A 14,431-nucleotide genomic window follows, 5' to 3' on the forward strand; every position below is an offset into this window, starting at 1 on the left:
AAATGTCTTGCCTGAAAAGGCAAGAGTAGCAACAAAAATAGAGGCTTGGTAGTCGGGATCACTAGCACCTGGCGATGAGTAGATTCCCACCTTATCCCCAGCGAAGTCAATCAATAACTGATCCCCTGGTACATGCTCTAAGTGCATCGTGAGACTACGGTCTTTTTTGGCTTGACGGATAAATTCGGCAAATTGCGAATATCCATAGTGCTCATCGGGAAATTGCTCACAATACTCGTCAAAAAGTACTTTGCGAGTTGGTGGGTTCGGCTTGGCTAGCTCTGTGAGTATTGCATCCAAATTCGGCATTACTTTTCCATTGGATTTTGGACCCGGACTATTTGGATAGCAGATAGCAGAGAGTGCCTCATCGTCAAGGTCGCATGCCTCTTGGGTACTAACGCCTGCTTTGGCGAGCCTATCGAGATGTCGACTTACGCTTTGGTGTGAGATACCAAGCGATGTTGCTATCTCTCTATTGCTGTAACTACCCTTGGCTACAAGTGCCAATAAATTACGGATATCTTTCATATCCACCTTCCATTTCTTTGAAGCCATTTATGTTCATTCCTCCTTTGGCGTCCACATTTTTTGGGACGCCAAAGCAAGTTAATCAGATAAAGAATCAGGTGGTCCAAAGATTTCAGCGAGGCGGTCCAAAGATTGTGGAATCATGGTCCAAAGATTTCAGCGAGGCGGTCCAAAGATTGTGGAAAAGTCAGACAGGACTAGTTGCTTGATTTGGCAAAGATAATCAATCAGATAATCAATTTAGAGCACCCCACTAATCGATCTTTCAGAACGACCACCCAACCGCCTATGCCTCGACACTAGCTAAACGAGCGACCCCGTCTAGATGAGCGATACTTCCAAGTATCTCCTTTCCTATATATAATACTGCACCTACGCTTGAATCAAAATCGCACAGAACTCTTGGGGCCAATCCTTCCTCCTTTTCAGCCTCCGAACTAGAATCCAAATCAATGAATCTGATCTAGCTTCAAGGTGGTCGCGCTTATTTTTGGAACAGGCCCCAATCCTTAGTACAAATACCAAGTGAGCTTTGGATTGCGTTCTTGGCTTGGCCGTTACAACTCCAAAAAGTCCACAAGCAATTGTCAAATAGCACTTCTAATGAATTGAAGGAGCACCATAGTTGAATCTTGATCATTGAAGTTCAAGTCGAGGCGAAGGGTCTTTCAATCACCATTATTGCCATTCTCGCCATGCTCAAAAAGGTCAGTTATTCTAGCCAAATCAGATATCGTCCCCGTCTAGATCTATAAAAAGAGGTGGTGGCTAGTCGCATGTCAACGTGATATTTTCATTGTGGTATTGCAATGTCAGCGGCAAATGGCTAAAGATGGAACTTCTGTCTTGAAGGTTTCGATGATGACCATCGACCACTTGAAACGGTTGAAAGCCAACGCCTATATAGCTATGGTTTCACGAGGGAAAATAATGATCTTTTGTGTTGTTCTTTGGGATCGTCATTTGCAAGCCCAAAGAACAACACAAAAAGTTCGGGAGATCACGAGTTGTCAATTGTCCTCAGCTCGAGATATGTCCGAATTAGCCAAACCAATATTCCGGGTCACAGCAAACCACGATATCATGAGTTCACGGCCAACTTACCATCGTCAAATAGGAAGAGGGTACGTTTTGGAGATTATGCCAAAAGACTCTGACCGAAGGCGACCCGAACTCAGGTTCTTGATGAAGCAAAGCTTGGCTTCGCTTCACCAAAACAACTATTGCATTGCCAAACCTCGATAGATGTAGTCGATTTCATCCAAGGGCCTCAACTGAACTAATTGGCCTCTCTGGACCCTTGGTGCTTTGATATTCACAATTGAAATTCAAAAGCACTCAAGGGCGGACTTTGAAAAGCCATGGCGGGCCAATAACGATCACATCGATTTATCCTTGAATATTCAGGGTTCACCCTTTAGTGAAACCACAACACCAATCCACTGACGGAAACAATGTGTACGAACCCCATAGCTCCATGAGAAGCAGAAAACGCATCTCAGCAGATTCTAGAGAGACCTTCTTGTGTAGTTGGCCAAATATCGGGGTCGTGACCAGGTACGATGGTCATATTATTTTTAACTGCTAACGACTTTAGCTTCCTAATCTGATCGATCGTCTCACCTGCATCTACATCGATAAAGCCACCGATTGCCAACTCTAATTCAAAGTTCTCCACCAAATCCCCAGCATCAAAAGCAAAGATGAATCCTTTTGATCCATTACTTTGGGGGTAATCGACCATAAAACTCTGATGCCCTGGTGTATGGCCAGGTGTTGAGATTGCATGTATCCCAGGTGCAATCTCAACATCCCCAGATATCACTGAATAGTTAAGTCTTGGATCGTCATAGTCAACTCGAGCTAAACCATGATTCTGAGCCTTCGTAATGTCCCCCAAGCCAAATTCCAACTCCTTGGATTGGATATAAATGGGAGTTTTACTCCTTCCCAAGTGGCGCAAGCCACCGGAATGGTCGTTATGCAGATGACTTACACCAACGGCCAAAAGCCGATCGATCTCTAGTCCATGACGCTCAAGGGCATCCAGGAGAGGATCTAGTTCATAGGCCGGAAGAATAGGTTTTATCTCATAAAACTCTGAATGAAAACGGTCATAAAGAGCGCTGTCTTGGATCAAAGCCTTATTGAAGCCAGTGTCCAAAAGCACCCAACCGTCAATCGTCTCGATCAAAAGAGCTGGCACTGGCTCGATGAGCCTCTCCTTAGGATCACAACCATGAACAGACCAGGCCTTTGGTAACTCCTCCCATCCCAGGGTGAGCATTATTACTTGCTTTACAGCAGAAGAATGTCCAACCATTATCACCTACTTTAACCTAGGAAGGTGGCCCGAGCGCACCTGGCACGCCAAGGTATCACAGATAACTCGGGTAGCAATAAGAGAAGTGATATCTGCGTTGTCATAGGGAGGCGAGCACTCAACCACTTCGATTCCAGCGAGTTTTTTAGAGCCGATAATCTGAATCATCTTTAATACTTCTCGCGGTAGGAATCCTCCCGGCTCTGGCCAACCCGTCCCTGGCACAAAGGCTGCATCCAAACAGTCCACGTCGAAGGAGAGCCATACCGCCTCGGCGTCATCGAAGGCAACCTCTATTGCAGCCTCAGCCGCTTCTACTACCCCCATTTCCACACAATCATTTACCGTCATAATGGTGGTTTGACGCTCACGACCAACTGCTACGCCCGGTCTAGGTGCCTGCCACCCACCGATTCCGATCTGGACCAAATTCTTAGGTGGAACATTTGGGATATCTGTTGCATGAAACCATGGAGTGGTGTGCATGCGTTCGTCGAGATCGTACTCTTGAGTATCGACGTGACGATCAAAGTGAATGATCCCCAAATTGCCATCCAAATGCTCAGCCACCCCTCGCACCGTCGGGTATCCAATTGAATGATCGCCTCCAAGTACGACCGGGAGAGCTCCGCTGGCATAGACGTGTGAGACCGCCTTTGAGATCTGGTCAAAGCTCTTTTCGATGTTGGCTGGAATTGTAAAGATGTCGCCTAGGTCAGCAATGGTGATCGATTCTCTAAGGTCCACTCCAAGCTCAAAGCTATAGCTTCCATAGAGAGCAGAGATACGCCGGATTCCCTGAGGACCAAAGCGAGTACCAGGGCGGTAGGTGGTTCCAGAATCCAAAGGTGCGCCCAGGACAGCAACATCATATCGTCCGCACTCCCTAACATCTTCAAGATAAGGAGCCTTTAGGAAGGTGTTGATCCCAGCAAAGTGAGGTAATTCACCTCTAGAAAAGGTGGGAATAGACTTGTCACGCAAGCTATCTGCACCTTGAAGTCCAACTTCGAGAGCCCAGGCCTTTTCCTTCTCCCACATGGTAGTTGGAAGCTTCGCCTCGGCTTCGACCGCGAACTTTGCCTCCTTGCCATATCGAGGCTGGTAGTGGTCGTGATTATCATGTGAGTGGCTCATTTTAGATACCCTTTCTTATTGATTGTTATGTAGTTTTCCCATGACGAACCAAAGGGTGAATCCCTCGAATTCCTCTGGGAGGGGGATTTGAAACTTTGGGGAGTTACCCTTGATTGGCACTAAGGCCAAGCAGTGGTTTCTTGGTTTTGACGTTAGCCATCTCAAGATGACGGAGCCGAGGATCGGCAAAGAGCTGAGCAAGGTCAACGATTGTGTTGATGATGACATATCCCACGCCAAGCACCAGCGTGACACCTGCTATAGCCGGGAAGTCTCCACTTGGAATCGACTGAGCGGTGTAATATCCAATCCCAGGCCATGCAAAGACGTCCTCGATGACCACCACGCCAGCAAACATTAGCCCCGCCTGCAAACCTGTCATAGATAGTGCTGGCCCCAATGAATTCCTTAGAGCATGGACAGTAAGGACCCGAACCCGCGAAAGACCCTTGGAGTTAGCCGTCTTCACAAAATATAAGCTGATCGCTTCAATAAGTGATCCACGCAAGACCCTCCCGATTGAGACAGCTGGACCAATCGCAACTGAAAAACTCGGAAGAAGAAGGTACTTGAAGGCGTCGATCGTCACGCCAAAGTTGCCATTTAGTATGCCATCGATAGTGTAAAAGCCGGTTGGCCCACTTGGGGGATTGGCTATTCCAATACGACCAGTTGCTGGAAGGAGATTCAATTTGCCATAGAAGATCAAAAGTCCCCCAATGGCTAGAAGGAACTGCGGCGTAGATGCACCAGCAATCAGAATTGCACGCAAAACACCAGTACCCCTAAACTCTCCGGCAGAGAGCACTCCTAGTAGCAAACCCAATACAACCGCAAGTAACAGTGAATAAAAGGCTAGCTCCAAAGTCGCTGGGAGATAGGTCGCAAGATCAGAGGCAACTGGTCGCCTCGTCCTATAGGACATACCTAAATTTCCGTGAATCAATCCATAGAGATAGTTAAAATACTGGACAAAGACAGGATGATCAAGCCCTAATTTCACCTTTTCGGCAGCGATAGCACTTGGTGTCGCTCCCGCCCCCAACATCGCATGGACGGGATTGGAATGAGAGATACTCTGAAGGAAAAACAAGACTGCTGTCAATCCAAGAACGATGACTACTGCTGCGGCTATTCGCCTAAGTATAAATTTGATAAAGAAAAATGAACCTGACATTATTGTCCTCTTGAACCAAAATCTCTAAGGGCATCACCGGCGAAGTTGGAGATGATAGCCATTACAGCTATCGCCAGCGCCGGCATCACACAAACCCACCACTGTTGAAGAAGATATTGAAGGTTTCTAGCAGCCATCGCACCAAGCTCTGGCGACGGCGCTGGGGCTCCCAATCCTAAGAACGAAAGGCCCGATAGTGCAATCACCAGGTTGCCAACATCTAGAGAAGCCGTAACAATCACCGCTGGAACTACCCCTGGTAGGACATGACGAAGAGCTAATCTAAAATAACCAACACCAAAGGTTTTAGCCGCCTCTATGTGAGGGCGAGACATTATCGCTCGAGCCTCAGCACGCACTATTCGTGCATAGAACGGCCACCAGACAATGGCAACTGCGATCAAAGTGTGGAGCAGAGAAGCTCCCAAGGATGCGACGACCGCAATAGCCAAGACAGGTCCAGGAAAGGCTAAAAAGCCATCGGTGATACGCATAAGAATCGAATCGATCTTGGAGCCAGATACTCCAGCGATCATTCCAATGGTTCCGCCCAATAAGACTCCGAAGGAAATTACAGCGATCGCCGAGAGCCAGCTCGAACGCACACCATATAAAACTCTAGATAGAACATCACGTCCAACTGAATCAGTACCCAGAAGGTGAGCTGCGCCAAAGGGAACCATGAAGGGTTGATCTACAGGAACAAGCGGGTTATAGGGTGCTAATACCGGCGCCAGGAGAGCGACAAGAGTCACCGCAGCCAAAGCCAAAACTGCGATTTTATGTCGATCCCACCTAATAGATTGTATGGCACCGCGTTTCGATAAGGCGGGTGCAAGAGTTGTCACTTGGTACCTCCTTTGACTAGATGACAGGCAGCATATCGGTTCGATGAGATATAGGTAGCGACGGGCGTGGTAGTTCGACAGATCTCAATAGCATTGGGACAGCGATTAGCAAAGGCACAACCGACCGCACTGAGTTCATTGTCCACGCCCGAGATATCGGGCTGCCTACCTAGGGCTTCTTGGGGAGAGTTTCCTCTCCGCTCACCGGGAAGAGAGTCCAAAAGCATCCTTGTGTAGGGATGAAGCGGATTCGAACAGACCTCGTTCGAGTCGCCAGACTCAACCACCCGACCACCTAACATCACCATGATCCGACTAGAGACATAGCGTGCGACCGCTAGATCATGGGTGACAAAGACCATGGCCATCTCAAGAGATTCAGATAACGACAGAAGCAAATTTAGGGCGCCAGCAACCAAGGAGGCATCTAGTGCACTCGTTGGCTCGTCGCAAAGGAGCACCGAAGGCGGAGAGATAACGCATCGCGCGATGGCTACGCGCTGGCGTTGTCCTCCCGATAATGAGGCTGCCCTGGAGTTGAGCACTTGTGTACTCAGATCCACCTTTGCAGCCACATCTTCAACCTCTTTAGCGATCTCGGCCTTAGAAAGGGTCTTAGAAGAAAGGGCCTCCTTCAAAAGTTCTCGCACGCTAAGCCAAGGAGTCAAAGACGATCCGGAATCTTGAAAGACCATCTTTGGCATTGTGTCGTCGTGTCTTATTATCGTCCCAGAGGACTCTTTCTCAAGGCCCGCTAAAATCCTAAGAAAGGTTGACTTACCCGATCCGGATTCACCCACCAAACTCACAACTTCACCCTGATGAAGCGTAAGATCGACATTAGTTAGGACCTGACGAGACCCCGAGCGACTTGTGCGTGATTGAAAGCTCTTCTCAATAGCTATGGCCTCTAAGACCACCTTTTTATTCCAATCTAGATCGCTTCGTCTCTCCATGGTTTTAATCTCAACCGCAACGGCTTTTGGCGAAGGTGAAGGGTTATGGCAAGCAATGGTCCAATTATCTTGGACCATGCTCACCCCAGGGAACTCGACCAAACAGAGATCAAGGGCATTCTCGCACCTATTTGCATAAGGACAGCCATCGCTGCTAAAGCCAGCAAATTGATCCTTAGGATTTGTTCGCAATCGCAAGCTTTGATCTTGATCCATTGTCAGTCGAGAGGCAATCAGCTCTTTTGTGTAGGGATGAGCCGGAAAAGAGAGGATCTCTTTGGTGGGACCTTTTTCTAGGACCCGTCCAGCCAATAGAACAACGACGGTATCAGCTATCTCTGCAGCTACGCCAAGGTCGTGTGTTACAAATAAAAAGCCTGTACCAAAGTCTGCTCGAAGCTGCTTAATCAAATAGAGAATCTGAGCCTGAACGCTCACATCAAGAGCAGTAGTTGGCTCATCCGCCACAATTAACGCTGGCTCCTTTGCCAAGGCCATAGCGATCATGACTCGTTGACGTTGTCCGCCCGAAAGCTCAAAAGGATACCTACCAAGAACAGATTCTGGCTCCTTTATGGCCACCTGCCTAAGGGCGAAAAGGGCACGATCTAACTCCTTGGTGACCTCTTTCATCTGGCTTGCAATCTTCATCGATGGGTTTAGCGAACTCATCGGATCCTGAAAGATCGCACTTAGTGAGTGACGCCGTAACCCTTGAAGCTCCTTTTGGGAGATCGAGGTAATCTTAGAGCCAAGAATAGAGACCTCGCCTTCGATTCGAGGGCGTGAACTCTTAGGAAGAAGGCCTAAAAGTGTCATCCCCAACACTGACTTGCCTGATCCCGACTCCCCTACTAGTGCTACTATCTCTCCTTTTCCGATCTTTAGATCAACGTCTTTTAGGATATGGCTCTCTTGTCTTGCGCGCCTAAGCCATACGTTGAGACCGACGACGCTGGCGATCTCATTATTGCCTCGGGCGATTTGAATATCTGGTGGACTTACCAAAGTATCTTCCATCTCACATCTTCATTCGTCGTTAGATCTATGGGTGTAGATCAGCCAATACAAGCGTTCGGGGTACTGGAACTTGATGCACTAGACCCTTCATCCAAGTCGGTGCAACTACGGTATCTCCCCTATTGGCAATGGGATCCCAACAGCCCGAAGCAGCAAAGGCGGCACCGGCCTTAGCGTCAAAGCTTTGCGCCGTCGAAGCTGATGTTGTATAAAGGCCCTGATTGAGGTAGCTGGTTCCAGTTGGAACTGAACAATTTAGGTAGTTCAATCCACCGGTTGGCGTCATTACAATTCGCGCCCAGGTGTCTGGAGCTTGAGCATCTGGCCAGTTTGTCACAGCTAGAAGATCAGGAGCTCCAGCTGGGTTCCCAGCATATCCATACAGCGCTGTTGAGGTATAGCTTCGAACATTCACGTGAAGGCCAGCGGCCGCTAATTGCGTTTGGATCAAGGCAGCCATTTGAGCATCCGATGGAGATGGAGCATCATAACCTAGAGTTAGCGTCGTAGAAGCAGCACTACTCGGAAGTACTTTAGCCAAGGCCTTCGGATTGTAGGTCGGATTGTCGACCGCTAGGTTCGAGGGCAACTCTCCTACCGGGTAGATCTGTTTTGCAACACTTGCCCGTCCGGGATAGATAAACTTGACAATCTCCGCCCGATTGATCGCTTGGGCTAAGGCGTTGCGAACCACGGAGCTAGAGAGCAACTTCGAATTAGGGTTTACCCATAACATCGGCGTCTCAAGCGTTGGTACCGCATAGACGTGAAAAGACGGATCCGAGCGGAAACTTGCAATAGCTGAGGTGGAGAGGCCATGCAAAAGCATGGTGATTTTACCAGATCTAAGTTCTAGCTCTTGAGTTGAGATACTCGGAATGATCTTTATATTAATTGTCGTGTAGTAGGGTTTAGCTCCCCAATATTTAGGGTAGCTCTTTAGAACGTATTCCTGGCCTGGAGTTACAGATGAAATATAGTAAGGCCCCGTACCTGCGTCGTGGGTAGCCAACCATGTTTGAGCGTTATCTTTACCGGCGTGTTGACTAAGGACCGTTGGCGACTCCATCTTAGGACCATAAGCAGAAGCCAGGTAATCCAAAAATGCACTCTCGGGTTGCTTTAGGTGAACCACAGCAACATAAGGATTGGAGGTATTCACGCTGGTAACATCCGAGACCATGTAGGCAGGACCTTGATTTACCGCTTTCCTCCTAGCGAAGGAGGCAGCGACCGCGGTTGAGGTAAATGGAGTTCCATCGTGGAAGGTTACCCCTTTTACCAAATTGAAGGTGTAAGTTAGGCCATTTGGTGAAACAGTCCAAGAAGTTGCCAAGTCACCTACGATCTTCGCGCGTGTCGCAGGAGGGGTAAAGGTGAGATCGCCGGTATAGTTGACTGGTACTTGCTGGTATTGTACCAATCCCTCGTAGACCGAATTGGTGATAGCGAGACCTTGGCCTGCATAAAAGACGTCTGGATCTGGCGGTTGCGTATCAGCAGTAAATGCGAGATTTAAGGTCTTGGAGGTCGGTGATCCCACAGTAGCAGCCACTGCCGAAGAAGAAGCGGAAGAGGCCGCAGAACCACAGGCCGCTAAGAAGATCGAGGCTACAGCCGCAAATATTGCACCTCTCTTGTAACCGCCCGTCTTGTAACTGCCTGATCTCGAGAACCTCGATCGAGGGTTCTCCTTTTGATTATCATTATCAATACCGCTTAGAGTAAAAGCTGCTTGGAATAATATAGGTTTGCTTGGCATAAACAAAGCTCCTTTTAAGTTTTAATTTATCCGTAGAAATAGCGCTCCCAGAGTTAATTAATCCGGAAGCTATTAGACCTCCCGGGCTTTTATCCCTCCGTGTAGCGGCACTATACCGCTCGCATCTCTCGGACCAAACCGGAAACCGTGGAACCCTAGACGCTTATAATTGTCAAATCTGACCTTATCACTCCCTATTAAGCCAACTTTGCCCTTCCGTCCTAATCAGTTTTACAAAAGTACTTTGATACCACAGGTAGAGACGATCCAAATTAGATTGACCTCAAGCCGCTGCACCTCGATAACTTCTTCAATGCAAATAATGTTAGATCGCTCCTGGTCTAAACCGTATGCACATTCATGAACACGATGTTAAATCACCCGTTCCAATCGATGCATCTACGACTTGAAATGGTGTAATCTGAAATCACCCTGATCATGAAAGTTATATTTAGCTATTTTCTAGCCCTTACCTCATGATGCCACTTACTAAGAGTGACACCCAGCCTGGAGGCCAAGATCCCACCAGTGGGTTCGATTGGCGAACCCGCTCAACTGAAAAAACTAATTTCAAATGATTGATCTAATTAGATAATCCAATCTCAATCAAAATAGATTCTTTGAGTTATACCTTGCTATCATTTGGTAATATCAAGCTATCCGCAATAGATCAAAGCACAAACAACACAAGTCAATCGAACTACGAAATGCTATTACCCAATCCAAATGCCAATTAGCACCTATAATAGGCTAGAGAGGACATTTGAATTTGAATCTTTTTGAATGCAAATCTTCTAGGATATCCGTCACCAAGCATGGCAATAGACTTTCAAATGAGGTCAGCTATAGAAGCAATTTATGGAAAATTAAGCAAAATTAAATGGGCGAACGTAAATGGAGACGACCAGGATCTAGTCATTTAGCACTTCATCTTCTTCAACACTTAAAAGCAAAGCCAAGTTAGCCTCAGCGCAAAAAAGTAAGACCACCTGAAGGTACCTCGGACTAAAGGGCTAGCGATCCATAGGCTTACTAGCCCAGGAACTCAGACCAGGTTGGTCAATGGGGCCAATACAAATTGGCCATTGCGCCTAGTCAGAGATAGCCAAACTTATTATTGGAATTTCCAAGGGCTGCAGTCGGACAATTTTGGTTGGTTGAGAACTGGTTAGATAGGTTGGAAAATGATCCTTTCAATGAAATAATATTAAACGATCTAGCCAGGTCGGATATCGCATATAGGCTCAGTATCTTTGTGTTCCACAAGCCAAGCAACGAAAATTCACTTGGGCGCTCGATAAATTCAAACTTCATCAATCCCAAAAAATACCATCGATGGAGGTTGACTTATTCGATATCACTGCTGTCTTTTTCCATTGGTGCCCCGTCAATGCGGCCACTGGTCGTCATGTCTTTGATTGGCCAACGCCATAGAGCTCCATGAACCAGAAGATAACCAATAAATCGAAGACGATACACTAAAAATCTCAAATAAAGAACGCCATCTTCCGGGCACAGTCGTCAACTGCACCCAAAACCCAAAAGTCTGTCGCTACTCTTACCCTTGAACCGATTCTTGATCTCCAAAACCCATCTTTTATTACACCACCGAGAAGATGTTGGCCTTTTGAGTTCGGTAGGGCGGTCAAGACTAGATGTAAGAACCTATTAAAAAGAAATATTCATAAGGGCAATAAATCGAGGCGATGTTGCTCTGTGGACTCTATATGTCGACAACAATTGCGGACCTATTGGAGTCAAACCACGCACTTCCCAGGTTGGCGACTATGACCATGACAAGAGCAGCCACTTCTACCATATCTAGCCTCTGCCCCAGGACCAAAAGACCAGCAAGTGCGGCAAAGACCGGCTCCAGACTCAGCAATATGCCAAAAGCACGAGATGTCACCCTTTTAAGGGCGTACATTTCTAAGGAGTACGGTAGAGCTGAAGAAAGTAGTGCCACCAAAAATCCAACCCAGAGGCTATCTAAGCTTAGAAGATGCCACCCGCCACGAACGATACCAAAGGGCAAGATCACGATCGTCGCTGCAACCATCGCAATCGATAGTCCGGTTGTACCTCTAAATCGCCGCCCTGAAGCAGAATTTAGAAGAATGTACCCAGCCCAACATACGCCTGACAAAAGTGCATATCCGACACCGAGGAGGTTCAGGTGGCGAATCTCGCCGCCCAACAGCCCCCTACCTGCTAGAAGAGCTACACCAATACCCGCCAAAGCTGCCCATGCGAGATCCATCAACCGTCGAGACCCACCTATGGTAACTCCAAGGGGACCCACAAACTCTATCGTCACGGCTACGCCTAATGGAATACGAGCAATCGCCTCATAAAAGGTCAAATTCATAGCCCCTAGCACCACACCAAATGCTATTGCAACCCAAATATCTCGACCCCGCCCTTGCACCTTCGCAAGCTTGTCTCTATTAGGCAAATTCACGACCAACAAAGCAAGCGCTGCAAATCCAATTCGAAGAGATACCGCACCAGTGGGCCCTATGGAATGAAACAGACGAGTAGCGAATGCCGCACCAAATTGCGTAGAGATCGCACCGCCAGCCACCAAAAATCCGGCCTTCGAGGTATTGCCCGTTCTGAAATTACCCACTTATTAAATCCTTAGATGAAATGGCATTTCATTTCTACATTCGCCCAAGATTCACGCTAGTATGCTTGGTTTCTTGGCCATCCATGCCGATCAAGGTAATCCGATTCGATACCGTCGTAAAGCCAAGAGACAACTATTTCTCACAAAAAGTGATAAACGACATCACAACCACTTAGAGGTCGACTATCTGTACCTCAAGCGTCATTGACTAAAATCAACAGCACCCCAAAACCTACCAGGTAGTTAAACGGCTACGGACCGTAAGAACATCTTTGGAACAAATTGGCGGAGTTGTTACCGTGGTTTCCGATCGTTACGACCGCTACGTCGATGGTGGAATTATAAAGAGGATCCACCAAGAAGATCTGTGTCAGGCTTCTGGAGGCATTCCAACAAAAAAGTACCAAAACGAAGGTGGTCAGTCGCCCCAAGATATTGCAAAACTCCTTCGCAGGGCACTTAGACCAACAGCAGCGGAAGAAGCAATATGGCACTTCGTCGAGGCATTGATATGGAATTGGTTCATTGGAGGAACTGATGCACATGCAAAGAATTACTCGATCATGATCCGCGGACAAGAAACTAGGTTTGCACCACTCAATGATGTGGCTTCAGGCCTTCCATACAGCGGGCATGAGTGAAAACTCCGCTTCGCAATGAAGATAGGAGGGTCATATCACGTTTGGATAGATCAAAATCGAGATCCTTGGCCCTCAGTTGCGGGCGAGCTAAACCTCGACACCGACTCGGTCATCTCAAGAGCGAGAGAGATTGTAGATCGCATAAGCAATTCCTTCTATGAAGTATCGCAAAGATCAGAGGTATCTAACCTCGGCAGCTCGTTACCTTCGCGGCTCGTAGAGAAAGTCCACGAGCGATCTATTCGTTGCATGGCAGTTCTCAAATAACGTAAGCTCAATGTCGTTTTAATCCTCTCACCCAGGGGCCTTTTTTTTGACTAGTTATTGAGCCAAAAGATGCACCAAACAATATTTGTTCTGTTGGATCGCTTCAGTTCCACGGGGAGTTTCTGCAAGTGTTTACGAATGCACTTCATTCAAAATCGCCAGATTAAATCAATTACTGGTCATAACAGTTCGGTGATTTGTTTAAACCGTTTTAATTTCCTTTACAGTTGGTGCTCAAGAAACAAATACCGACACCGCTTCCGACTCCAGGGCACCTGACATGGGGGATAAAGTTCAGGAGATCCCAGGTCGATCTTTGACCGAGAATCGCATGACCAAATTGGTCTCCGGATAGCAGGTTTTTGAGGACGTAAGTTGTTCACACAATGAAACAAGTACACTGGTGCGTCGAGGGGCAGATAACGGGTCGATCCGGATCTCAAGTGCTCCATCGACGATTTGGAGATCACCAGCGCAATTGAATGCTTCACGTAGCAATGCCCTCGCCTCGTCCATCGGACAGATGGGTGCGATCATGCGGGCTAAGGCCGACTCCGCTTTGTAGGTAGACATGCGGATTGCGTGAGTCACGAGCTTTCTCTCCTCGTCCATGAGTACCGCCTCTGGGCGAATGCTATTAAGTGGTACTCGGGTGGGGATATCATGGACCTCTTGGCCGAGGCGGTCAACTTCGCTTCGTGCCTTTTCTGTTATTGCTGTGAGTTCTGCATTTTGTGTCTTGAACTTCACCAAAGATGTCCGCTTCGACTCCTCGAGTGCGATACCTATCGCTGCTTCTGCCTGAGATAGGGCGAGACGTGCTTTGCGTAAATCAGCCTGGGCTGTCTTTTTCGCAGGATTTGGGACCATGCGAAAAGGGTCGTCTCCTAAAAAACTGTAGGAATCGAGTGCATCGAGTGCGAAGTGTTCTCTTGACGCCAGCGAGCAAACATACGATGAGCTATCTCTGACGCACTGGCATCGGTGCGGGAGGTTACTATCTGGGTTTTGGCGACCACCTTCCCTACGTCTGGTGATCTGACGACAGCTAAGGGTCTTTTGGCCGTCAACTTCCTTTGTGAGATTCAGACAGATACCTCTATCAGCCAGCTCATAGAGGTATGAAACGCCATCCTCGAT

At 47.7% G+C, this 14,431-nt stretch carries 10 protein-coding genes, 1 pseudogene and 1 riboswitch; of the genes and pseudogenes, 1 reads left to right on the plus strand and 10 read right to left on the minus strand.

Annotation, left to right across the window (positions count from 1 at the left end; translation table 11 throughout):
- The 9 genes from AXFE_RS13300 to AXFE_RS13350 form a co-directional block, all read right to left on the minus strand.
- The coding region (locus tag AXFE_RS13300) for a winged helix-turn-helix transcriptional regulator (protein WP_152626094.1) at positions 1-558 on the minus strand (558 nt) is incomplete at its 3' end.
- A 259-nt stretch (positions 559-817) separates the two neighbouring features.
- Entirely contained in the window at positions 818-943 is a 126-nt protein-coding gene (locus AXFE_RS21080; protein ID WP_268749160.1) for a hypothetical protein, read from the minus strand.
- A 1,086-nt stretch (positions 944-2,029) separates the two neighbouring features.
- Positions 2,030-2,854, minus strand: a complete 825-nt coding sequence (locus tag AXFE_RS13315; RefSeq protein ID WP_052606461.1) for an N-acyl homoserine lactonase family protein — start codon at positions 2,852-2,854, stop codon at positions 2,030-2,032.
- A 6-nt stretch (positions 2,855-2,860) separates the two neighbouring features.
- On the minus strand, positions 2,861-3,991 hold the full coding sequence (locus tag AXFE_RS13320) for an agmatinase family protein (protein ID WP_052606452.1): 1,131 nt from the start codon (positions 3,989-3,991) through the stop codon (positions 2,861-2,863).
- A 103-nt stretch (positions 3,992-4,094) separates the two neighbouring features.
- Complete coding sequence (locus AXFE_RS13325; RefSeq protein ID WP_082058751.1) at positions 4,095-5,168, minus strand: ABC transporter permease; 1,074 nt, start codon at positions 5,166-5,168, stop codon at positions 4,095-4,097.
- The gene (locus AXFE_RS13330; RefSeq protein ID WP_200891287.1) at positions 5,168-6,016 is read right to left on the minus strand and encodes an ABC transporter permease; all 849 of its coding nucleotides are present in this window, start codon (positions 6,014-6,016) and stop codon (positions 5,168-5,170) included. The genes AXFE_RS13325 and AXFE_RS13330 overlap by 1 nt, the downstream gene beginning before the upstream one ends.
- Positions 6,013-7,992: a dipeptide ABC transporter ATP-binding protein gene (locus AXFE_RS13335; RefSeq protein ID WP_052606454.1), complete on the minus strand. Its 1,980-nt coding sequence runs from the start codon at positions 7,990-7,992 to the stop codon at positions 6,013-6,015. Before AXFE_RS13335 ends, AXFE_RS13330 begins: the two co-directional genes overlap by 4 nt.
- A gap of 25 nt (positions 7,993-8,017) precedes the next feature.
- Positions 8,018-9,754 carry an ABC transporter substrate-binding protein gene (locus AXFE_RS13340; RefSeq protein WP_052606455.1) on the minus strand — a complete coding sequence of 579 codons (1,737 nt, stop codon included), beginning with the start codon at positions 9,752-9,754 and terminating at the stop codon, positions 8,018-8,020.
- Between the two features lie 76 nt (positions 9,755-9,830).
- Positions 9,831-9,924, minus strand: a riboswitch (guanidine-I (ykkC/yxkD leader).
- A gap of 1,553 nt (positions 9,925-11,477) precedes the next feature.
- Complete coding sequence (locus AXFE_RS13350) at positions 11,478-12,383, minus strand: EamA family transporter (protein ID WP_052606457.1); 906 nt, start codon at positions 12,381-12,383, stop codon at positions 11,478-11,480.
- Between the two features lie 263 nt (positions 12,384-12,646).
- On the opposite strand from AXFE_RS13350, the pseudogene AXFE_RS13355 reads away from it, so the two are divergent.
- A pseudogene (locus AXFE_RS13355) lies at positions 12,647-13,024 on the plus strand (HipA domain-containing protein); the annotation flags it as partial.
- Positions 13,025-13,585: 561 nt separating this feature from the next.
- On the opposite strand, the gene AXFE_RS20075 reads toward AXFE_RS13355, so the two are convergent.
- Positions 13,586-14,431, minus strand: an 846-nt coding sequence (locus AXFE_RS20075; RefSeq protein ID WP_160291862.1) for a putative transposase, incomplete at its 5' end; no start/stop codon positions are given.

This window comes from Acidithrix ferrooxidans, from assembly GCF_000949295.1.
GTDB lineage: Bacteria > Actinomycetota > Acidimicrobiia > Acidimicrobiales > Acidimicrobiaceae > Acidithrix > Acidithrix ferrooxidans.

What these genes read in the sequence shown, in the direction of transcription:
- AXFE_RS13315 (WP_052606461.1), bottom strand. Translation starts at nt 2,854, where the DNA reads ATGGTTGGACATTCTTCTGCTGTAAAGCAAGTAATAATGCTCACCCTG.
- AXFE_RS13320 (WP_052606452.1), bottom strand. Translation starts at nt 3,991, where the DNA reads ATGAGCCACTCACATGATAATCACGACCACTACCAGCCTCGATATGGC.
- AXFE_RS13325 (WP_082058751.1), bottom strand. Translation starts at nt 5,168, where the DNA reads ATGTCAGGTTCATTTTTCTTTATCAAATTTATACTTAGGCGAATAGCC.
- AXFE_RS13335 (WP_052606454.1), bottom strand. Translation starts at nt 7,992, where the DNA reads ATGGAAGATACTTTGGTAAGTCCACCAGATATTCAAATCGCCCGAGGC.
- AXFE_RS13340 (WP_052606455.1), bottom strand. Translation starts at nt 9,754, where the DNA reads ATGCCAAGCAAACCTATATTATTCCAAGCAGCTTTTACTCTAAGCGGT.